Consider the following 22,845-nt stretch of genomic DNA (forward strand, 5'->3'; position numbering starts at 1 on the left):
GCCATCACAACAGTTTGTTAAAAGCCGATACAAGCCCCAAACTACTTGCCGTCCAAATAAAATTTATCGCTAAATGTATACACCCATTCTGGTTTGTAAACGATCAAGCAAGTCATCAACATACCGTTGAAAAAGGCTTCTTGAAAAACTAGCAACACAATCATTTGCGTGTAATTGTAGGTAATCACATTCCATTCATAAAATCCGTCGATATAATAATACCCACTCAAACATCCCATTTTTAGTGCAATGGATAGGGCGCCGGCCAAAAAGCCGCATATAAAAATATAGATGAATAAATGCCGTTGCATTTTGTGAAAAGTCAGCATGTAAATACCATAGCTGACTGTAAGTGGCAGAATAACCCCAAATAGCCCATTCACACCAATTGTTTCATAAGACTCGTACCCTAAAACGGTGATCACAAGTAAAATACTTGTCGCGCTGATCAATGACCAGCGAAATCCCAAAATTAAGCACAGCGCCGTTAAGCCCAAAAAATGCATCACCAAACCATCGTGTATACTGACGCGAAATAACCAAAGGATAAATAATACAGTTGAGGCACCAAATAAGCGGTGTTGTAACTTTTTGTCATGTAATAAGCGTTGTAGCGACGTGTGTTTTATTACATAAGCACTGCAGAGTAGGTAAATGATAAGGCAGGTAAGTTGTATTGCTGTCACTGGGACTCTCATGTGTCTTAAAATCATGAGCATTGTATCAAAGTTTCATCGCTTTATAATAAACGCAAGATAGAGAGCCTCCTGATAAGCGCATACAATTTTTTAAATGACAGACTTTAGTGCAAAAAAACACTTTCCATACTTTTCTGATAATGCCAAGCAAGTGTATCTTGACAGCGCGGCGACAACACAACGTTTGGGAGCAGTAATCGAAGTCACTCGGCAAGCGATGGCTGAAAACAATGCAACAGTGCATAGAGCCGCCTACAAAAAAGCGAGTGAAGCGACCGTTGCATACGAAAATGTGAGACAAAATGTGGCATCTTGGATAAATGCACGACAGGATGAAATTGTCTTTACCAGCGGGGCGACAGAAAGCCTTAATATGATTGCTGCAGGCATACATGCACCTATGCTGAACGGCACAAAAATACTTGTTTGTGCGAGTGAGCATCATGCTAACTTATTACCTTGGCAGGCATTAGCTAGTCGTTTAGATTTGAGCATTGAGGTGCTGCCTCTGGAGCAAGATGGTGTGTTTTCTGAGGCGACATGGGAACGCTGGTCTACTTTGGTTACTCAAGATGTGTGCCTAATAGCGTGTGCACATGTCTCTAATGTTTTGGGGAATATTTATCCAGTTAAGGCCTTGTGCCAATTAGCCGAACAAAACCAAGCCCTAACCATTATCGATGGTACACAAGCCCTTGCGCATTTATCGGTAGATGTGGCAGATATTGGTTGTGACTTTTATGTGTTTAGCGGCCATAAAATGTATGGGCCAACTGGAACGGGTGTGCTATTCGGGCGCTATTCGTGTTTAACTGGTTTGCTGCCAAGCAAACTTGGTGGCGAAATGGTAAGTGCCGTCAGTTATGAGCGTTTTACGACGCAAAATCCGCCCTTAAAGTTTGAGGCGGGGACACCTAATGTTTCTGGTGTCATAGCCTTGGGTGAAGCGCTTTACTTTTTGCGTGAACATATGACTCAGATTGTTCAGCACGAACGCACGTTATGCAAGCTCTTGATGAGTAGACTTAAAACGATTAAACACTTGCGTGTACTAGGTAACCCTCTACAACAACATGGGCATTCCACAAATGGCAATCCGCAAGATACCATTGGTATTGTTTCCTTTGTGCTTGAGCAGCAAGATAATCACAGTATTGTGCAACAACTTTGGCAAGAAGGAATAGCGCTTCGTTATGGACATCATTGCGCCATGCCATTGCTCCAGACTTTGTCAGTGGGTGCATGTATACGTGTATCTATCGGCGCATACACTGATGAACAGGATATCTTACGTTTTGTTGAAACTCTGCAGCGAATACTGCGACAGAGTGAGGGCGATCTAGCCAGTATAGAAAATGATTCTTCTTATTCTGAACAAACCAAGTGTGGCAAGGCATGTGGTACCCAATTGGATAAACCTATCATTGAACAGATTGTTAATATAGCTGAAGCGCGGGATTGGAGCACAAAGCATCGAGGCTTACTTCTGTTGAGCAAAATCCTGCCAATACTGCCAGAGGAGGAGCGAAATGCTAACAGCGAACTTCTTGGCTGCGAATCAGCTGTATGGTTAACAAACGATTCTTTAGTCGGATGGCGGGCTTATTCAGACAGCAAGGTGATACGTGGCATACTCACATTGTTAATCACTTATAGCACTCATGAAGCGCTATTGGCGGAAGCTGTTGGTTTGCCGCCGAATAAACACAACCACAGCGAATTTTTAGATCAGCTAGGCTTATCGTCTTATTTTAGCGTCGGTCGCCGAGATGGCGTGAGCCAGATCATTAAGCGTTTGGCTAATCTCTCTTAAGGCACATATAGATATAATACAGAAAATGACGAATCCGCACTTCCTAGCCCTCGGGTTTTAGTTTGTTCTTAGCAATTATCCATTGACTCATGTATTTTGAGGCTTGCAGACCTTGTTGCATCGTCATGCCTTGAAGATAGTTTTGCATTCGCCTAGCGTCTAGATTGTTTAGGTATTCATCTATTGTTTGTAAAAATTTTTGTTTGTTTATACTCGGCTGAAAGTGTTGAATATCTTGTGTTGTCGATAGCGAAGAGGCATGTTCCCATTGGCTTTGCTCGCTATAGAGACGCACAATCTCTTGTACCAGTACATCACTGTCGGCCGCAATTGCACCCGGCCATTCTGCAAGGTCGATACCTTCAGCACCTAAAGCTGTAGTCACAGAGGGCGTGCTACAGGCCATAGCGTCGAGTAATTTTCCTTTGACACCCGCACCAAATTGAAGAGGGGCTAAAAGTAAACGAGCCCTAGATATATCATCAATATGATGCTCAGAATAACCCTTAATAAAAACCCCTTTGTCAGGCTTGTGTAGTTGTACAATTCTAGGAGGTGCATATTCTCCATAAACATGTAGTTGAATACTGGGGATACGCTTTCGCACTTGTGGCATGATATCTACTGCCAAGTGCTCTACTGCCTGCACATTAGGCTGATGCTTTAAGTTCCCTATCGTGATTAGGTTGTTGCGCTCAGCAAAAGAAAAAGGCCTTGTTGTAGGGCGTTCACGTATAAAAGGAATATGTACGATGTTTTGGCGTAAACCGTATTGTTGATTTAATACATCCGCTTCAAAAGAAGACAGTGTCAACGCCAAGTCACACCGAATGATACTCGCTAACTCTCGGTAAAATTGTGGCGTATGCAAGTGGGCAAGGGCGGTGTCAGCAAATATGTCTCGACTCAGTGGATAGGTAATTTTACTTAGCTGTTGTTTATTTAAGCTGCACTTTGAGTGCTTGAGTCTCGCGTTTTCAGATTGTTTGAACAACACTTCTCTGCCGTACCTCAAAAAATGTAAATCTTCACAATCCAGCACCCTTAAACTATTTGGACACACCTTGGCCACTCGCCAAGCAAATTGCTCTTCACTTAAATAGCGATCAAATATCACGACGTCTGGCTTGACGGCCTCTATCAATTCGTCGAAACCGTCGTCATTCAATTTTATTTGCTGTACATTAATACCTAAGTTTTGCAAGTCGATGGAATGAGGGCTTTTTTCAGCCGCACACCAAAAATGGACGAGCCATTGGTTTTCTTGCATGCTGGTAATATAGCTAAGAATATTTTGTCCGGCAGCCGTAGTGTTCGGTTCTGGCCAAATGTATCCGATAAAAATTACGGTTTTTTGATGCGTCATGGTTGTAGTCGAAGCTTAAGACGTCAGTGAGTTAATTGAGGTTGATTGCGTATGCCAAAGATACCACAACACGATGCACATCACATTGTATTTGGTGCGGGTTTGATAGGTTCCTACTTGGGAGCATGTTTGTTAAAAGCGGGGCAAGTAGTGTCGCTCTATGCAAAACAAGCACAAATAAATGCCTTGAGCGAGCAATATGTGGTTGCGGATTACAAAGGAAATCAATTTGAGGTAAAAAATTTACCTCATTTTGTCACACGCTCGAGTGTTGATATGCTACATGATAAAGCTGATGTGCTGTGGTTAACGGTAAAGTGTCATGCACTTGAAACCGTTGTTGATGAGCTAAAAGCCTGTATAGATGAACAAACTATTATTATCTGTTGCCAAAATGGTGTGGCTACGCATAAGCCAATAAAACGCGCATTTCCGCACAATAAGGTGATTCGAGCGATGGTGTCGTTTAATGTAGTCAAAGACGATTCAGGTCGCTATCATCGAGGCTCTCAAGGTACGTTAACGCTTGAGGTCATTAGCGGATTGGAGGTGACCATCAAATGGATGGTGAGTCAGCTGGCATCAGCTTTACTGCCGGTGGCCATTACCCATCAAATGGACAACTTACAATGGGCAAAACTGCAGCTAAACTTGGGGAATGCAGTGAATGCTTTAGTCGAAGTGCCCGTAAAAGAAATGCTGCAGGATCGTCGTTATCGATTAGTCATAGCATTATTAATGGATGAATTGTTAAAAGTTACGAAAAAACAAAAAATTACCCTACCGAAAATTACAAATCTGCCGAATAAATGGGTACCGGTCATTATGCGTTTGCCAAACTTTGCCTTTCGGATCTTGGCTAGACATACTTTGTTTATTGACCCTTTAGTGCGTTCATCCATGTATTGGGATTTGGTCGCAGATAAAAATACTGAGGTCGATTTCATCAATGGCAAAGTCATTGAAGAAGCTGTAAAACTAGATATATCAGCACCTGGCAATCGGCTGATTACGGCACTGATAAAAAAGCGCGAGCTTGGAAAAACCGATAAAAAAGTTGATATTTTGAAACGTTTTGACTCACTGTTAAAAGCACATAAATGAATAATTGGGTAGAGAGTTTTTGTTGAATGAATGCAATAGAGTATGCACAAAAAGCATCAAAATTATTTGCAGTACCACAGACGGCGATAGACATAAAAAAAATGTCTGACTCTGGTACGGCAAACATGGAAGATATTGCCAAAGTCATTGCCAATGATCCTGGTCTAGCAGCACACGTACTCAAACTTGCCAACAGTGCGGTATATCGTTTTTCCCGAAAAATTGAAAACCTCGATAAAGCGATACAAATTATTGGGGTAAATTCTGTTTATGAATTTGCATTAGCATTTGCCGTATCCGATTCTTTAAGCCTTGAACATAAAAAATATATCAATGTAAGACAATATTGGTTTCAAAGCCTATGCTGCGCTTTTTTGGCAAAAAAAATTGCCATTGTTTGTAAAGAAAAAGATGTTTCTCGCTTATTTATGGCAGGATTGTTTCACAATATTGGTGAATTGGCTGTACTCAGGATCAATCCACATTTGGCAAAAGACTGTCAGGGCTTTTCTGAGATGAAAGTACCCAAGTTACATCAGATGGAACTTTTAGGTTTTAGCTATGCTGAGATTTCAGCGTCATTGCTACAACGCTGGTTATTGCCTGATTCGATTGTTTCAGCCGTGGCTATGCAACACCACGATGATATTCCAGCCCTACAGGAAGAAGTACAAATTATTCAATTGGCTTACATCCTCTCTCTGGTAGCCAGTTACCCCGATAAATATAGGCTAAACTTAGTCATGCCAGAGTTCTTGCATTCCACGCTTAATCTAAATTTAAACCAAGTGACAGACCTACTAGAAGATGCTAGGCACCAAACCGAAGAAGCAGTTTCACTATTTGTTGAATAGCTTTTTATGAACTCTAAGATACCTTTGCACTTTGCACACGCCAATGGCTTTCCGGCAGGTTCGTATCGAAAATTGTTCAAGCATCTAGATTCATCTTATCAAGTGTTTGCCTTAGAAAAATTTGCACATGACCCTCGATACCCATTAAATAACGATTGGCATAACCAAGCAGAGGAGCTGGTGGATTATATCCGCATGCATACTCAGCAACCTGTTATTGCCGTGGGACATAGCTTTGGCGCAACGATATCGTATATTGCTGCTTGCAAGTATCCTCAGTACTTCAGATCCCTGATTATGCTCGACCCTCCATTAATGACTGGGCTTGCTAGGTATTTATTTAAATGGGTAAAAAGAACAAAACTTATTGATAAAGTCACGCCGGCAGGGACGACAAAATATCGAAATTCGCAGTGGCATCGCTCAACTGACTTACACGCCTATTTTGCATCTAAAGCTTTGTTTAGAAACATCGATCACGAGTGTATAAAGGATTATATCAAAGCGGCAATCCATACTCGCGACGACCGATATGAATTGAGTTTTGACAAAAACATTGAGGCGGAGGTATTTCGCACCATTCCCTCAAATATTACTGAGTTCAAAGGGCAGTTGCGTATACCTGCAGCACTGCTGACAGGGCAATTTACGAATGTTTGCGTGCCAACCTTACGGCGGCCGTTTTTAAAACAAAACCCAAATGTACAACACCTAGAAATTTCAAAGGGAGGCCATATGTTTCCCTTAGAGCAACCAATACATGTGGCTCAGCTTATTAATCAATTGTTGGGTGATTGGCATCATTAACCTGATGTAATTATTGCCAAAGGTACAAACCGTTTTGTACCCCTTACCAATCAATCATCAGTGTTATTGCGCGACTGAACGAAGCTTAATCGATAGCGCTTCTATTGAGTGTTTTCAATGTCGAGCTGTTCAATCATTTCGCGTGTCACAAGTACAACACCGCCTGAGGATACTCTAAACCCTCTCGCTTTATCATGCTCATGATCCAAACCGATTTCCATTTCATCTGGGATAATGCAACCTCGGTCAATAATGGCTTTTTTGATCTTACAACTTTGCCCAATTTCGACGTTAGGCAGTACAACTGCTTCTTCTACAACGCTATAGGATTTGACTCTTACGTTGCTAAAGCAAATACTTCGGCGCAAGGTCGCGCCAGATATAATACAACCGCCCGATACAACCGAATTTAAAGCCTCACCTCGGCGGTTATCTTCTTCCCATACAAATTTGGCGGGAGGAAGCTGTTCCTGATAAGTCCAGATTGGCCAGTCAGTATCATAAAGGTTTAATTCTGGAATAGGCGCCACAAGTTCCATGTTAGCCTCCCAAAAGCTATCCAATGTACCTACATCGCGCCAATATGCGTCATTCATGGCACTTTTTCTAAAATCAAAGGCCAGTACTTTGTGATTGTTGATAATGCTGGGAATGATATCTTTGCCAAAATCATGGGCAGAGCCAGAAGAGCTCGCATCTTTTTCAAGTTGTTGGAACAAGAAATCCGTGTCAAAAACATAGTTACCCATCGACGCAAGGCAATAATCGGGATCGTTATGCAAACGGGCAGGGTTAGCGGGTTTTTCAATAAAGTCTGTGACGCGGTTGTCTTCGTCTACTGTCAATACACCAAAGGCATTGGCAGCAGTCTCAACTGGCACTGACATACATGAAACCGTCATTTTGGCACCCGATTCAACATGCTGAGCAAGCATTGGACCATAGTCCATTTTATAAATATGGTCGCCCGATAAAATAATGACATATTTGGGCAATTCGTCACGGACGATATCGATATTTTGAAAAACGGCGTCTGCTGTACCTTGATACCAGTCGTCTGAAAAGCGCTGAGAAGCAGGCAAGATTTCGATAGACTCACCCAATTCCTTCTTGAAATGCCCCCAACCTCTAACCAAGTGTCGGATGAGAGAGTGTGACTTGTATTGGGTCAATACGCCCACTCGTCGAATACCGCTATTAATGCAATTGGAAAGAGGGAAATCAATAATGCGGAATTTTCCGCCAAAATATAAGGCTGGTTTAGCGCGCCAATCGGTTAGCTCATGTAAGCGAGACCCTCGTCCGCCTGCAAGTACTAGGGCATAGGTGTCTCGGGTAAGGTTACTGATATAACGATTGTTATTTTTTGACATGTACCATCCTCTTCAAATTGCATCATTCATGGTATATAAACATTTTAGGCAAGGCCAGTGATTAATGTGATCTTTGTTTTGCGATCATAGCCTTGCCGACTTTTGATTCGTTGCTTCGTTGTAACAATTTACTTATTTTATCCCCAACTAATGTGAGTGTAGACAAGTTGACTCCAGTTTCAATGCCCATATCGTTCAGCAGGTAAACTAAATCTTCCGTGGCCACATTGCCAGTGGCACCTTTGGCAAAGGGGCAGCCGCCCAATCCCGCAACAGAACTGTCAAAAGTAGCAATACCGTGTTGCAAACCCACCAATACATTAGCCAGTGCCTGACCATAGGTGTTGTGCATGTGCAGCGCCAACTTATCTGCCGAAATACGCGATAGAACTTGAGATAAAAGTCTTGACGTTTTTATCGCTGTCGCTGTGCCTAAAGTATCGCCCAAGGATATCTCTTTACAACCAGCAGCGAGGAGGCTCTCGCAAAGCACTAACACCGTTGCTGGCGAGACGGCGCCTTCATATGGGCAGTCAACTGCGCACGACACATAACCTCGCAAGGGAATATCGAATTGCGTTGCTAAAGAGGCAATTTGTGTTATTCGTTCGACACTTTGCGCTATTGAGCAGTTCAAATTATTTTTAGAAAATGCTTCAGAAGCCGAAACAATCACAGCCACTTCATTTACTTGGCAAGCTATTGCTCTTTTCATACCCGAAGTGTTTGGAACAAGTGCACTGTATACCGGCTTCTCGAAATGCTTGAGTTTTAGAAATACTTCATCGGTGTTATCCATTTGCGGCACTTTTGATGGAGAAACAAAACTTCCAGCTTCTATATGCCTAAGTCCGCATTGGCTTAGCGCATCGATTAACCATAGTTTTTCTTGTACAGTTAGGCACAGTTTTTCGTTCTGAAGACCATCTCTTGGACCCACTTCAACTATTTTTACGGAGCTTGGGTAATTCATACTGCCTTAATTTGTGGAGCATGGATACATAGACCTTAAATGATAGGTTCATATTTCCACTGTTTGTCTAAATATGCAATACGAGAGCGTAAAAACTCTTTTTCCGCCTTCCAAACGCGGTTATTCAGTTTGATCGTTACCCCAGGATATAGCTCTTGGTATGCCAGTACTCGAGCGGTTTCTTCAAACATGTTTTTTGCGTCACGCAATTCTTTTTCTACACTAATTAGCCAGTTCAGTAGGTAGCGTTCAGATTCTATTTTACTATTGAGCGTGGAAAGTTTTGGTAAGATTGAATCGTGAATTCGCTTATTATTGACTTCACTCAGTTTTATTTCGTGATCGGCGTTATTTTTTTGTAAGGCGGACAACATCTCTAATACACCATCAAAACGCTTGCAAAGAGCGTTATAGGCTTCGCTGTAGTCAATTTCAAGACTGGAACCTGAGACTGCGCCTATACAGCCAGCGCGCACTATGCCAGCGCATTGAAGTTTACTTGCAAATAGTTTTCCACGCGGTTTTTTAGGATTGCCAATCGTGATAGTGCCTTTACACCTCACTTTTGAGTACGCGAGTTGTTTGAAAACAGTTAAATTTTTACCCGTCTTTATATCTAAGCCCTGACCGTGCTGAATACATACGTTACCATCAGCATAAAGCTGACAATCACCATCTTCCATTTTGCCGGTCGCCCCTTGAGTAATAATGATGTCTCCTCCCGCTTTTATGAGCGCTGATTCAACAAAGCCATTCACGGTTACATCGCCATCTGCAATGATTTGCATTTGTTCGGTGACATCGCCGTTTACAATCACCGCACCTTTGTAATGCACATTGCCCGTTCGCACATTCACGCCTTTAGTGACGAAAGTATCATCAATATTCATTACAAATTTTTCAAACTTTGGCAGCCCGACCACAGATGCACGAATCAAGTTATCATCTTGCTTGTCTATATGGGTGTTTCTTCCTAACTTAATGTGATGCCATTCGCCTGGGTCAGCATTGACAGGATGATTTTTAACGGTAAATCCAATTCTACCTGTTGTGGGCGCAACTCGTCTTGCTACTGCTGTTCCTGCAGGTACACAAACTATTTCCCCGAGGTCACGCATGTCTACTTTGTCGTTGTCTACTTTTTGTGGGCTTAATACGCGATCAAGTGCATTTTGAACTAAGGGTATTATCCGAGATGATTTACCTCGTCTAGGTGGCAGGCCAATTGCCACGATATCGCCATGTTTACTGCCAGGTACACCAGCAATGGCACTATTTATCAATTTATTTATGCGTTTACGACTGATACCCCTCACAACGCCTTGTTTGTGTAAATAATCGACAATCTCATCGACACTCGGCGTGTCGCCTTGGTAAGCAGAAGTAATTACGAGTTCTATACTCATATGATCTTTTGAGGCATGTGTACTCAACTCAGCGTCTCTGTATTCTCCAATTCGCCAAGTGATCATATTCATTTTGCCTTCTTCTCTTGCGGTATTTACCGTACCTGCAAGTTCAGATATCGCATTTTTAAGTATGAAAAAATTACAATGTGGGGTTGTCTTAATATAGTTAATGAAAAGCTCAGGTTTGAATGTGTCTTCGAGAAGCAAAGGGTCAACTTCTACTTCAAGCTGTCTCTTTTCTGCATTTTCAATAAAAGTGATGCCTTTCATTTTAGCAAGATCCTCTTAATTCATAACGATGCCACATACAATTCCAAAGACTTCAATAGCCTCAGTTTTTTGTGATCATCGGCGTACAATGTCGCGAGTTCAGAGAGCTTCTGCATAAAGCGTTCGGCATTCATATTATTATCGTTTTCAATATTGTTTGACACTATTCTTTGTTGGCGATGCATTTGCCATTTATTCTGAAACTCAAACCCCAGCGATGCTGGATAGTTGCGTCCCTGATAGTGAAATAGCTGCTGTTTATATAAATCGCTCTCAATTTCATCGTACAGCAAAGATAGCTCATCTGGCGACGCATTTCTTACTTTTTCCATCCACTTGTTATCGGCCGGTGAGGGAAATTCTCTAGCGTAAAGTAAAGTGTCGACGTTTGACCTTGTCTTGTCAGCGTCTTTTCTGTAGTCGAGGGAAAAGACATTAACTAAGAGTGTAGGTAAAAATGCAGATTCTTTGAGCTTTTTATAGTTGCTTAAACACTTTTCCCGTTGAATCCCTAAGCGCTCTGCATTGACTTCATCAAGCATTTTGGCAGGTGCCACGAACGGGCACTTATTAACCGAAACTAGGTGTACGCCAGGACGCTCGCCTGTAAAAGTTTTGTCGTACATGGCTGCAATGAGCGTTTCTTCGTTGTTCTCAAGTAACAAATCGCTTGGCTTACTTAGGTCAACACAAATTATTGCATTCTTATTTGTCGGATGCGGTGCTATTGGCATCATCCACGTGCAGGCACCTTGGCGTGCAGAAATGAAGCCTGAAACATGTACAAAAGGTTTTTGATTAGCAATGTCTATTTGTGCCAGTACTTTGTGTTTATGCCTGAGTTGCCAATAAAAGTCGTACAGTTTGGGGTGATGTGTTTTTATCAGTTTAGCGATAGCGATGGTGGCATATACATCAGAAAGCGCGTCGTGCGCTGATTCATGCTCTATGTCGTTTGCTTTTGTGAGGTCTTCTAGTTTAAAACTGGGTCTGCCATCTTCGTGTTCTGGCCACACGATACCTTCTGGCCTGAGCGCATAGGCTGCTCTGACTAAGTCAATGACGTCCCAACGGCTATTTCCGTTAGCGTACTCGCGCGAGTAAACAGGATAAAAGTTACGGTAGAACATATGGCGGCTAACTTCGTCGTCAAACTTTATACTGTTGTAGCCAGCGTTGCAGGTATTAGCTAAAGACATTTCTGCGTACACTTTTTGACAGAATTCTGCCTCAATATACCCGTCACGAAGTGTTTGCTGAGGAGTAATACCGGTCACTAAGCAAGCCTCTGGATGGGGCAAATAATCATTCGGAATTTGACAAAACCAATTCAGTGGCTTTCCAATAATGTTTAAGTTTTCGTCTGTCCTAATCGCGGCAAACTGTGCCGGAAAATCCAACTGAGGATTCACACCCCACGTCTCATAATCGTGCCATAAAATACTATTGCGATCTAAATTATTACCTTGAATATTTTGCATTAATTATTAGCGTCTGTTGATCTTAGTTGGTTTAGGGTACGAATCTCACACATTCTAGGGCATTTGTCCTTAAGCGTTAACTGTTAATTGATACAGAATTGAGGCGCAGGGTGCATCAGCGTATATATGTTCACCAATAGGGTAAATTTAGCAAATGAGTGAATTGATAAACTGTTGCATAAATTAATTTATCTAAATACCGAGTTTAGGGCGTTTCTGGATGGAGCGGCTTATTATGAGTTTAGCTTAAATAGGAATAGGCGTAGGCAAAATGTATCTATAAGTGTGATCGCCTGTGTTGTGTAATGAAAGTAATAAAATCAATTGAAACAATTATTTAAGCAAGCGGTTATAAGTAAGTTATTGATTTTAAAACTAGTCGATTTGGATATTACAAGGCGTATTTTAAGATTAAAATTATATACACACCGCGCGTCAAACATTTGACACTGTGTGGATGCTAACAACAGGCCTTGCTTTAAAAAATTCCAATAACTATAAAGTATAGGTTAGGGTTTATTTATTCCTAATAGCTATAAAAATTATGAGGGATTTGAAGATAAACTATACATGGTTCATCGAATATTACGACAAGACTACTTCGTAAAGCTTGATCGAACCACCAAAAACGAACGGGAGAGAGCTAATGAACGAATCAGCACAATTTGATACACAAGACGAGTATGTGAGCCAATATTTCGTTGGTAACTCTACGAATGGTGGTGTGGTGGCTCCGTTTTTTTCAATGAGAAAGCTACGTTTAGTATACAACGAGTTAATGGGTTCGAACGATTTTGAATTTACTAGCTTTGAAGATTTTAAACAAAATGTCTTGTCTTCAGTGGCACCTCAAATGGAATTAAGTAAGTGGCAAGCGATTGCATCGCGGCGTTAATACTGAGAAGTTTGTAAGATATTGGCTATTTTTGCTTGAACGACATTCAAACTATAACTTGCTATGCAGTAAAAGCAATTTTACGTGGCGCTGCATTACTTAAAAAATCTAAGAGGTCAATCAACTTAGTTTTCATGGATGGGTATGGCAACTGCTTTAGCAGGAACGTGTGTTGTGGCAGATGCTTGCAACGCTTTCAAGAAGAAACCTCAAACTTCTCGAAGACAAAAGCCTTGTTTGCAGACAAAAACTGTCGCCAATAAAAGCAGCCAGCGCTTAAAATCGGAGCACAAAGGATTGTCCCCGAACCTTTTTATCACTACAATTCACCCTGATTAACTTACCTTTGAACCTTTTTTACTCCCTCATATAATAATTATTAATGATCGATTTTGATTTTGAAAAAGCACTCTCTGTATGTGCATGTAAGGATAAACATCGCCTAACGCGTGAGTATAACGCGATGAAAAATGCTGTGGATGGCGATGTTCCACAAGAAAAAATTGAAAAATTTTTAAATAAAATTGCCGATTCTCAAGATTTTGTAAAACATCGGCAATCGATTTTGCCCCATATTGAATACCCAGCATTACCCGTATCTGAGAGAAAGGATGAAATTAAGCAGCTCATCCGTGACCATCAAGTTGTCATTATTGCTGGGGAGACCGGATCGGGAAAAACGACGCAAATCCCTAAAATGTGTCTTGAGTTGGGGCGTGGAGTTCATGGCTACATTGGTCATACACAACCTCGGCGTTTGGCTGCACGCAGTGTGGCTAATAGGATTGCAGAAGAAATAAAGTCTTCTCTAGGTGAAAAAGTCGGTTTCAAGGTTAGATTTAGCGACAAGGTAAGTGATAACAGTCTAGTAAAATTAATGACTGATGGTATTTTACTTGCAGAAATACAAGCAGATCGTTACTTAAATCAATATGACACAATAATTATTGATGAAGCGCATGAACGAAGCCTCAACATTGATTTTATCCTAGGTTATTTAAAACGTTTACTACCTAAACGCCCTGATCTTAAACTCATCATCACCTCAGCTACAATTGACCCGGAGCGCTTTTCTAAGCATTTTAATGATGCGCCGATTATTGAAGTCAGTGGCCGTACGTATCCAGTTGAGATAAGGTATAAAGATCCAGTTGACTATGACAATGAAGATCAACTCGGTCTTATTGGCTTGGCGGTCGATGAGTTGATGCGCGAAGCGCCTGGCGACATTCTCGTATTCTTGTCGGGTGAGCGTGATATTCGCGATGCACAAGATGTGTTGCAGAAAAGGCAATATAGAAATACGCGCATTTTGCCCCTATATGCGCGTTTATCGTCCAATGAACAGCAAGCAATATTCTCTCCTTCCAGCGCTCGACGGATTATTTTATCAACCAATGTTGCCGAAACCTCGCTAACTGTCCCGGGTATCAAATACGTTGTTGATACTGGTTATGCGCGGATATCTCGTTACAGCGCGCGCAGCAAAATACAACGTTTACCGATAGAAGCTATTTCTCAGGCATCTGCCAATCAACGATCAGGACGTTGTGGACGCTTGTCCGACGGTATTGCCATTCGCTTGTATAGTGAGGCCGATTACGAGAGTAGAGACAATTTTACTGATCCTGAAATTCTTCGAACGCATTTGTCGAGTGTTATTTTGCAGATGCTGTCTTTGGGTTTAGGGAACATTAAACAATTTCCTTTTGTACAAGCACCGGACGAGAGACAAATTAACGATGGTATTAAACTCCTAGAAGAGCTAAATGCGATTACCCGAAAGCAACAAGCATGGCGCTTAACGGATATCGGGCGGCGTATGGCGAAATTACCATTAGATCCTCGATACGCCCGTATGTTAATTGAGGCTGCCAATCACGATGCCGTGAAAGAGGTGGCGATTATTACTGCAGGCTTAAGTGTACAAGATCCGCGAGAAAGGCCACAGGAAAAACAACAACAAGCTGATACTGCACATGCTGAATTTAAAGATAAAGATTCCGATCTCATTAGCTTATTGAATTTATGGAATAGTTTTAGGCAACAACAAAATGCCTTGAGCAATAAACAATTGCGCTTATGGTGCAAGCAGCGTTTTCTTCATTTTCAGCGCATGCGTGAGTGGCAAGATATTGTCAGCCAAATCAAACAAACGCTTGTGTCAGTTAATTTGCGCTTAAACACGCAGCCTGCTGTCTATGAGGCTGTTCATCGCTCAATTGCGGTAGGTCTTTTGTCACAAATAGGTTTGAAAGATAAGAACAAGGTGTACTTAGGTTGTCGAAACGCCCAATTCATGATTTTTCCAGGTTCGGGTGTGGCCAAAGCGCAACCAAAATGGTTGATGGCAGCAGAACTTGTTGAAACGTCCAAATTGTTTGCAAGGCAGGTCGCGAGCATTCAGGCTGAGTGGTTGGAGCCCATCAGTACACATATTGCCAAAAGCAATTATGCAGAGCCCTATTGGAGTATGGATAGAGGCTGTGCTCAGGCGTTTTTGACTATCACACTATTCGGTTTGCCAATTGTCAATCGTCGTCGTGTGGACTATTCGTCAATAGACCATGAGGTAAGCCGCGAATTATTTATTCGTGAAGCCTTAGTCTACGGTCATACTAGACTGAAATATGCATTTTTAAAGCACAACAGAGCACAAGTTGAAGCGGTAGAATTACTCGAGAAAAAGGCGCGGCGGCGGGATATTTTGGTTGATGAAGAAGTATTAACACAATTTTATCAAGGCAAAATCCCGCAGAATATTAACAATGAAGCAGATTTCAAAAAGTGGTGGCAAACTGCTTCACAGAAAACACCTGAATTTCTCAATTTCAACTATGAAGATCTCTTAAAAAAGACGCCTGATGGGATCAGTGAAGCTGATTACCCTGATGTGTGGGTTCAAGGTAATATACGGTTAAAATTGACCTATCACTTTGAACCCAGTGAGTCGATGGATGGTGTGTGTTTACATGTTCCCATAAGCTTACTTAATCAGGTGCATGATATTGGGTTTGACTGGCTTGTTCCTGGTATGCGTCACGAGTTAGTCACCCATTTGATCAAAGCTTTACCTAAACGTTTAAGGCGAAACTTTGTACCTGCACCTGATTACGCGCATGCCTGCCTTGAAGATTTAAGTTCAGTGGATAAAAAAGGCGCGCCGGTCGCTTTGCTTGATGCACTTGCACAAAAATTATTCCGAATGTCCGGCACTCAGATAGCCATTGAGGACTTTGTGCTTGAAAACTTACCCTCTCATTTGCAGTTCAATTTTGCTGTCGTGAATGAAAAGGGAAAAATCATTGCTAACGATAAATCTCTCATACAATTAAAAAAACAATTACAGAATCAGGTAAAACAAAAGATAGAAGCGGTTGCTTCAGTGGACTTGGAACAAAAAGATATCCAGACTTGGTCTATTGGCTCGTTGCCAAAGGTGTACAAACGCAAACAGGCCGGTTTTGAAATAAATGGCTTTCCGGCTTTAGTGGCTGCACAGCAAAAAGTTGACTTAGTTGTATTAGATGACGAAACACAGGCGAAGCATAGTCACGCTCACGGTGTCCTTACCTTGATCAAAAATAATATTCCGTCGCCGGTTAAGTATCTCCAGCAAAAATTACCTAACAAAGCAAAATTGAGCTTGTACTTCAATCCTTTTGGTCAGGTATCTATTTTAATTGACGACATAATATATGCTTCATTAGCCAGTTTGAGCGCTGAAAAAATGGCACTGCACGAGGTAAGAACAAAAGATGATTTTTCAGTATTGCTTGAGCACTGCCGAATGCTACTCAACGATAAAGCCTTGGTAATCGCGCAGGAAGTTGAACAGGGATTGGCTACCGCAAATGCTATTCAAAAGCTGACGAAAGGCAATATTCCACTCAATTTGATAAACAACATCGGTCACATCAAAAGCCAGTTAGATGCACTAGTGTGTAAAGGTTTTGTTCAGCATTATGGCGAAGCTAGGCTAAAAGATTGGAACCGGTACTTACAGGCGCTCCTTCAACGTGCAGAAAAACTGAAGGTCGACCCCAACCGCGATCGCTTAAATCAACTCGAACTAGATAAAGCGCAAGCTTTGTTCGACAAGGCTTTGAATACCAGAACACAACGCCTACAAGATACTGAAGAATTAAATGAGGTAAAATGGATGCTTGAAGAATTTAAGGTGTCACTTTTTGCTCAGCAACTAGGAACAAAATATCCTATATCCTTGAAACGTATAAAAAATAAACTTGAAGCTATGTAAGTTGCAAGAGTAAAAAGCACTTTTCGCCAATAATAAAAGGTTGACACCATTTGATCATACACCTATAAATGTTGTGACAATCATTCTTACTAAAAAGAGGTATATGAATGCTAGGGTACGACGATAAACGGAACTTTTACCGGATGATGGTTAATTCACCTTGTGAGGTAAGATTATTGGATCAGCCTTCGGTGACCAGTTTGTCGGCAGTATGCCGAGATATTAGTGCAACAGGTATGTCTTTAGAACTCGATTTACCAAGTATCGAACTAGGCGCTTCGGTCGCCGTAACAATCGAGTCAAATAGCGATCAAATCCCGACCTTGGAAGCAAAAGCAAAAGTGGTGAGATGTGAGGCCGGTGAAGATGAAACATGCTTAATTGGCGTAGAAATTACGGATATGAAGTAATTGTTCTCACCTTTTTATACAAACCAGACCTTTTAAGTACATCCCTTCTGGAAAATAGCTTGCGGTCATATGGTCAAAATCTTGATACAAATATTCAACATAATTTAACTCTGTTTCTGCATCAAGTGCAGAATCGGCCACGATTTTGTTAAACAGCGAGGCCGGCATTAGACCTGAGCAACTAAAAGTGAGCAGCTTGCCGCTTGGCTTGAGTAGTTTGCAGGCTAACCTGTTGATATCTTTATAGCCTCTGGCGGCTTTTTCTAGATGATGTTTGTTCTCAATAAATTTTGGCGGATCCATCACAATAAGATCAAACTTTTCACCCGACTCGTCGTATTTTCTCAATTGTTCAAACACATCCACTTTCAAGTGCTTGGCTCTGTTTGCGATGTTTTCGTCAAAGTTGAGTGAAATATTGTGCTTGGACGTATTTAAGGCACTGGCTGACACATCCAGGTTAATCACTTCTTGTGCTCCACCTTTTAAGGCATATAGGGCAAATGTACCCGTGTAACTAAAACAGTTTAACACGCGTTTGCCACGGCAATGTTGTCCTGCAATTTGTCGGTTTTTTCTTTGATCAAGGTAAAAACCCGTTTTGTGACCGTTTATTAAATCAACTTCAATCTTGATATCATTTTCTTTAATTATCACCGTCTCAGGTAAACTGCCTTGCAAGGTTTGCACGACAGGAGATAAGCCTTCTTTTTCTCGCACCGCTACGTCACTGCGTTCATGAATAACACAATCTGGAAAGTGTGCCAGCAAAGCATTGACAATTTTTTTACGGTGTTTGTCAGCACCGGCACTGAGCAATTGGATGACAATAATATTGTCATATTTATCTACTGTAATTCCCGGTAAACCATCTGATTCAGCAGCGACAAGTCTATAAGCATTAGTATTTGCCTGCGCTAGCCACTCTTTTCTTAGGGCAATGGCATTGGCAACTCTTTTCTTAAAAAAGACATCATCTATGTTTTCTTGCAGGCTATAGGTCCAGACACGAGCACAAATTTGTGAATGAGGTGAATACGCCGCTTTCGCTAAAAACTCGCCACTATGCGAGACAATATTAATCGTACCACCTTGTTTAGCTTGGCCAATAATTTTATCTACGGCGCCTTTAAACACCCAAGGGTGCTTGCGAAGAAGAGATTTTTCTTTTCCTGCTTTTAATACCAATTGTGCTTGCATTATGCTGTAAACCCTTCATCTTCAATAAGCGTTGTTGATTGTGCGGCTGCGCGTGCTAACTCATCGACCCGTTCATTTTCAGTCTGTCCAGAATGTCCTTTTACCCAATGCCAGTTGACGTTGTGATTTTTTACAGCGGCGTCTAGGCGTTGCCATAAATCAGCATTTTTCACGGGCTTCTTACTTGCGGTGCGCCAATTGTTCTTTTTCCAATTGTGGATCCATTGTTGAATGCCATTTTTTACATATTGGCTATCAGTATAAAGCTCCACTGCGCAAGGACGCTTTAGCGCACACAAGCCCTCAATTGCAGCGAGTAATTCCATACGATTGTTTGTGGTCAGTGCAAAACCTTGACTGATTTCTTTTTCATGTTGATTAAACATGAGTAAGGCACCGTAGCCGCCTGGGCCGGGGTTTCCTAAGCATGAACCATCTGTATATATCGTGACTTTATTCATTTAATTGCACAGTTTATAAACAAGTGAACGTATCCTATAAAAACAAACGGCAGTATACTGTCATTCAAAGAGACAACAAGTAAAAATCACATGCGTCAAATAGTCTTAGATACTGAAACTACCGGCATCAATCCGCTCGATGGACACAGAATCATCGAAATAGGGTGTGTGGAAATGATTAACCGCAAGCTAACCGGTAATACTTATCATCAGTTTATCAATCCTGATCGAGAGGTTGAGCAGGAAGCGATAGATGTTCATGGCATCACCAATGAGTTTTTGGCGGATAAGCCTCGTTTTGACCAAGTGGCTGACGCCTTTATTGCGTTTATTGAAGGGGCAGAGTTAATTATCCACAACGCGCCTTTCGATGTCGGTTTTATGGATCACGAATTTAAGCTTTGTGGCCGAAATTTACCAATGACCGCTGATATATGCAGTGTGTTAGATTCTTTAGAACTGGCTAGAAAAATGCGCCCCGGCAAAAAAAATAACCTTGACGCACTTTGTCGAGTCTACAATGTAGACAATAGTCATCGAACCTATCACGGCGCCTTACTCGACAGTGAGATACTGGCAGAGGTTTACCTGTACATGACAGGTGGGCAAACTGCATTGAGCCTATCAGAAGACGATAATCAGGGTTTTAGTAACACTGAAGTAAAAATCAAGAAGCTAAACAACAAACCTAGCTTAAAGGTTTTACGTGCTTCAGCCGATGAATTGACAAAGCATGAAGAGTTTTTAGATAGCATTGAAAAGAAAGCAAATAAGGTTATTTGGCGAAACCTCACGTCACCATCTTAAGCGTAAGAGCAAATATTTACAGGTATTTGCTCTACTTTGTGCTGCCTACGCGCCTCATTCTTGGGGGCAGGAAGATGCATCAAATGGTCTTCAAGATACTCCTGTAATTAGCAATGAAAACAAGCAAGCACAAATAGACCTTGATGCCCGCAAAGTCCTTGAAAAAGTCGTACCTTTAGGCAACGAATATCAAAACAACATTCAATTACTAGACAACCGCTTTCGCATTGACAGCGATGTAAAAAAGGTCACCTTGATTTTTTTTCGCGAGTACGGCAGTGCACCCATTGTTTTGGTTCGCCCTGATGGTTCGAAATTATACTTAGATAATGACGGTGTTGATGATAGCTATGATTGGTATGACACTGATACCTATGACATGATTCAGCTAAGCAACCCCATGCCTGGTCCTTGGCAAGCAATTGGTGAAATTTTACCTCAAAGCCGAGTGATGGTGATTGCAGACATTACCTTGAGCACTGACCCGATTCCTTCCCCTGTGTTTTCTGGCGAAATCATTAAAATTACCGCCCAGTTGAATAATGCTGGCAATCGAATTGATTTCAATGAATTTCGTGACGTTGTGTCTTTATCCGTAGATTTTGCAAGCACGAACAACCCCAATTTTATTAATTTTGGTCTCGGGACGAAATCCGTTGCAAGATTTGAGGACAATGGGCTTGGTTTTGATGAGCAGAGTGGGGACGGTGTGTTCACCGGACAGTTTGATCTAAAAATTTCGCCAGGTGAATGGCAACCCATATTTACTGTCAGAACGCCTTTGTTTTCTAGAGAACAAATACCCGACAAGGTCGTGCTACGTGAAAATCCCGTGAGTATGCATTATGAACTGGATATGACAAACAATGGTTATCACCTGCTGCATGTTGATGTTGACAGAGATTATGTCGATATTAGTTCGGTATTGCTGGATGGCACAATTAAACACCCCAATGGTGATGTAGAGCGATTTTCGGTAACCGAAATATCTGACGATACAAGAGTTGTTGAGATCATCAATGCTGGTTACGGTGAATACAAAATTAACTTGAGTTTATTTGCGAATACCGTTAGCGGCAGAGATATCGTTTTGGACGTACCTGAGTATGCTTTTACTCACGAAATGCCGATAGTTGAAATTGAACAAGCAGAACAAAAACAAGAGAGCGAAGCTGAACAGAGCACAGAGCTTGTTGTAAAAGAAGAAACTTCAGAGAGTTCGCTTATTATGCTTGTCTTAGGCTTAAATCTAGGCCTAATTATGATAGGTGGCGGGATTATCTTTTTTATTCTGGATCGCCGTAAAAACCCTGATCAATCTCTATTTAAGAGACTGGCAAATAAAATCCCCAAAATAAGAAAGAAACCGAAATTAGCAGAAGAAAATTAATGCATCATGCGAGCGTGAAGATGTTTAAAAATACATGTTTACGTATAAAAATGCATCTTATTGTGCTTTATTTAAGCAACTTCACAAAAGTGTAAAAAAAGCAGTTGACTACTAATAAAGAGCACCGTATTATCTGCGCCGCACTCAAGCTTGCTAGACAAATTTGAGAGCAGAAGTTTGAAATTAGGAGTGGTAGTTCAGTTGGTTAGAATACCGGCCTGTCACGCCGGGGGTCGCGGGTTCGAGTCCCGTCCACTCCGCCATTTCAAACACTATTTTTCTGAGGAGTGGTAGTTCAGTTGGTTAGAATACCGGCCTGTCACGCCGGGGGTCGCGGGTTCGAGTCCCGTCCACTCCGCCAGAAAAATAGCTACCATTGGAGTGGTAGTTCAGTTGGTTAGAATACCGGCCTGTCACGCCGGGGGTCGCGGGTTCGAGTCCCGTCCACTCCGCCATTTCTTCAATAGCACATCCTCTTTATGATAGTTTTATCTGTGCTTCACTAAAGCCTTGGGAATAGTCTCCGGATTAGTTACAATCCCAATCTATATCAATTTTAATATTCAAAAATGTCTATGACGCCACCCTTGCTGTCTTGTAAATCAATATCTAAAAGTTTCAAAGAAGGCGAGCATGCTCTCCATGTACTAAAAAATGTCCAGCTTGAAATAGCGCCAAAAGAAATGTTGGCGATCCTAGGTAGTTCTGGTTCAGGTAAGAGCACGCTTCTGCACATACTCGGCACGCTTGACCAAGCTGATGCGGGTGAAGTTATTTTTGAAAATAAAAATTTACTCACCTTAAGCGCATCGGAACAAGCCGCCTTTCGTAATCAACACCTTGGCTTTGTCTACCAGTTTCATCATTTGTTGCCGGAGTTTAGCGCAATAGAAAATGTTGCCATGCCTCTTTTTATCGCTAACGCTGCAAAGCAGAAAGCACTCGAAAGAGCCGAGGCGATGTTAAATCAAGTTGGTTTAGCTGAACGCGTATTACATAAACCTTACCAACTTTCTGGTGGTGAGAGGCAGCGCGTAGCCATTGCACGAGCACTCATCAATGATCCGAGCATTATTATGGCCGATGAGCCTACCGGGAATCTTGATGCTGATACCAGTCAATCAATCGTGGAGCTCATTAAAGACATCAATAAAAAAAATGGCACAGCTTTTGTCATCGTCACGCACGATCAAGCCTTAGCTGCACAACTGGATCGTACCTTATATCTTCATAAAGGTTGTTTTACGGAAAGTAAGCATGCGAAATAAAAAAA

Annotated in this window: 18 protein-coding genes and 3 tRNA genes; 13 read left to right on the plus strand and 8 right to left on the minus strand. The window is 41.7% G+C overall.

What is annotated here, in order from left to right; genetic code table 11:
• Positions 1–41: 41 nt before the first annotated feature.
• Positions 42–686, minus strand: a complete 645-nt coding sequence (locus tag ACFOHL_RS08360; RefSeq protein ID WP_376919770.1) for an energy-coupling factor ABC transporter permease — start codon at positions 684–686, stop codon at positions 42–44.
• Positions 687–792: 106 nt separating this feature from the next.
• On the opposite strand from ACFOHL_RS08360, the gene ACFOHL_RS08365 reads away from it, so the two are divergent.
• Positions 793–2,511, plus strand: a complete 1,719-nt coding sequence (locus ACFOHL_RS08365) for an aminotransferase class V-fold PLP-dependent enzyme (protein WP_376919771.1) — start codon at positions 793–795, stop codon at positions 2,509–2,511.
• Between the two features lie 43 nt (positions 2,512–2,554).
• Here the strand turns inward: ACFOHL_RS08365 and ACFOHL_RS08370 are convergent, their stop codons facing one another.
• Complete coding sequence (locus ACFOHL_RS08370; protein ID WP_376919772.1) at positions 2,555–3,877, minus strand: glycosyltransferase family 4 protein; 1,323 nt, start codon at positions 3,875–3,877, stop codon at positions 2,555–2,557.
• 51 nt (positions 3,878–3,928) lie between these two features.
• Between ACFOHL_RS08370 and ACFOHL_RS08375 the strand changes: the two genes are divergently transcribed.
• From ACFOHL_RS08375 to ACFOHL_RS08385, 3 genes are read left to right on the plus strand one after another with little or no spacing between them, the layout of a single operon-like run.
• The gene (locus ACFOHL_RS08375; RefSeq protein WP_376919773.1) at positions 3,929–4,981 is read left to right on the plus strand and encodes a 2-dehydropantoate 2-reductase; all 1,053 of its coding nucleotides are present in this window, start codon (positions 3,929–3,931) and stop codon (positions 4,979–4,981) included.
• A 26-nt stretch (positions 4,982–5,007) separates the two neighbouring features.
• Positions 5,008–5,835: an HDOD domain-containing protein gene (locus tag ACFOHL_RS08380; RefSeq protein ID WP_376919774.1), complete on the plus strand. Its 828-nt coding sequence runs from the start codon at positions 5,008–5,010 to the stop codon at positions 5,833–5,835.
• A 6-nt stretch (positions 5,836–5,841) separates the two neighbouring features.
• Positions 5,842–6,642 carry an alpha/beta fold hydrolase gene (locus ACFOHL_RS08385; RefSeq protein ID WP_376919775.1) on the plus strand — a complete coding sequence of 267 codons (801 nt, stop codon included), beginning with the start codon at positions 5,842–5,844 and terminating at the stop codon, positions 6,640–6,642.
• Between the two features lie 101 nt (positions 6,643–6,743).
• Here the strand turns inward: ACFOHL_RS08385 and glgC are convergent, their stop codons facing one another.
• From glgC to sbcB, 4 genes are all read right to left on the minus strand, one after another.
• Positions 6,744–8,015, minus strand: a complete 1,272-nt coding sequence (gene glgC / locus ACFOHL_RS08390; RefSeq protein ID WP_376919776.1) for a glucose-1-phosphate adenylyltransferase — start codon at positions 8,013–8,015, stop codon at positions 6,744–6,746.
• A gap of 61 nt (positions 8,016–8,076) precedes the next feature.
• Positions 8,077–8,988, minus strand: a complete 912-nt coding sequence (locus ACFOHL_RS08395; RefSeq protein ID WP_376919777.1) for a hydroxymethylglutaryl-CoA lyase — start codon at positions 8,986–8,988, stop codon at positions 8,077–8,079.
• Positions 8,989–9,023: 35 nt separating this feature from the next.
• Positions 9,024–10,667: a DUF342 domain-containing protein gene (locus ACFOHL_RS08400; RefSeq protein WP_376919778.1), complete on the minus strand. Its 1,644-nt coding sequence runs from the start codon at positions 10,665–10,667 to the stop codon at positions 9,024–9,026.
• 20 nt (positions 10,668–10,687) lie between these two features.
• Positions 10,688–12,148 (minus strand): exodeoxyribonuclease I, encoded by a 1,461-nt coding sequence (gene sbcB / locus ACFOHL_RS08405; protein WP_376919779.1) that lies wholly within the window; start codon positions 12,146–12,148, stop codon positions 10,688–10,690.
• 646 nt (positions 12,149–12,794) lie between these two features.
• Between sbcB and ACFOHL_RS08410 the strand changes: the two genes are divergently transcribed.
• From ACFOHL_RS08410 to ACFOHL_RS08420, 3 genes are all read left to right on the plus strand, one after another.
• On the plus strand, positions 12,795–13,043 hold the full coding sequence (locus ACFOHL_RS08410; protein ID WP_376919780.1) for a hypothetical protein: 249 nt from the start codon (positions 12,795–12,797) through the stop codon (positions 13,041–13,043).
• Positions 13,044–13,425: 382 nt separating this feature from the next.
• The gene (gene hrpA, locus ACFOHL_RS08415; RefSeq protein WP_376919781.1) at positions 13,426–17,304 is read left to right on the plus strand and encodes an ATP-dependent RNA helicase HrpA; all 3,879 of its coding nucleotides are present in this window, start codon (positions 13,426–13,428) and stop codon (positions 17,302–17,304) included.
• A 107-nt stretch (positions 17,305–17,411) separates the two neighbouring features.
• On the plus strand, positions 17,412–17,714 hold the full coding sequence (locus tag ACFOHL_RS08420; protein WP_376919782.1) for a PilZ domain-containing protein: 303 nt from the start codon (positions 17,412–17,414) through the stop codon (positions 17,712–17,714).
• 6 nt (positions 17,715–17,720) lie between these two features.
• On the opposite strand, the gene ACFOHL_RS08425 is transcribed toward ACFOHL_RS08420, so the two are convergent.
• Entirely contained in the window at positions 17,721–18,914 is a 1,194-nt protein-coding gene (locus ACFOHL_RS08425) for a class I SAM-dependent rRNA methyltransferase (RefSeq protein ID WP_376919783.1), read from the minus strand.
• On the minus strand, positions 18,914–19,375 hold the full coding sequence (gene rnhA, locus ACFOHL_RS08430) for a ribonuclease HI (protein WP_376919784.1): 462 nt from the start codon (positions 19,373–19,375) through the stop codon (positions 18,914–18,916). The genes ACFOHL_RS08425 and rnhA overlap by 1 nt, the downstream gene beginning before the upstream one ends.
• A 90-nt stretch (positions 19,376–19,465) precedes the next feature.
• Here rnhA and dnaQ point away from each other — a divergent pair, with 90 nt between their 5' ends.
• The 6 genes from dnaQ to lolD all read left to right on the plus strand — a co-directional run bounded on the left by dnaQ (position 19,466) and on the right by lolD (position 22,840).
• Positions 19,466–20,182 (plus strand): DNA polymerase III subunit epsilon, encoded by a 717-nt coding sequence (dnaQ, locus tag ACFOHL_RS08435; RefSeq protein WP_376919785.1) that lies wholly within the window; start codon positions 19,466–19,468, stop codon positions 20,180–20,182.
• Complete coding sequence (locus tag ACFOHL_RS08440) at positions 20,130–21,572, plus strand: TIGR03503 family protein (protein ID WP_376919786.1); 1,443 nt, start codon at positions 20,130–20,132, stop codon at positions 21,570–21,572. Before dnaQ ends, ACFOHL_RS08440 begins: the two co-directional genes overlap by 53 nt.
• Before the next feature lie 186 nt (positions 21,573–21,758).
• Positions 21,759–21,835: transfer RNA gene (locus ACFOHL_RS08445), tRNA-Asp, on the plus strand.
• 21 nt (positions 21,836–21,856) lie between these two features.
• Positions 21,857–21,933: transfer RNA gene (locus tag ACFOHL_RS08450), tRNA-Asp, on the plus strand.
• 17 nt (positions 21,934–21,950) lie between these two features.
• A tRNA-Asp gene (locus tag ACFOHL_RS08455) sits at positions 21,951–22,027 on the plus strand.
• 120 nt (positions 22,028–22,147) lie between these two features.
• Complete coding sequence (gene lolD, locus ACFOHL_RS08460; RefSeq protein ID WP_376919974.1) at positions 22,148–22,840, plus strand: lipoprotein-releasing ABC transporter ATP-binding protein LolD; 693 nt, start codon at positions 22,148–22,150, stop codon at positions 22,838–22,840.
• Positions 22,841–22,845 lie beyond the last annotated feature (5 nt).

The organism is Agaribacter flavus, from assembly GCF_042646125.1.
Classification (GTDB): domain Bacteria; phylum Pseudomonadota; class Gammaproteobacteria; order Enterobacterales; family Alteromonadaceae; genus Glaciecola; species Glaciecola flavus.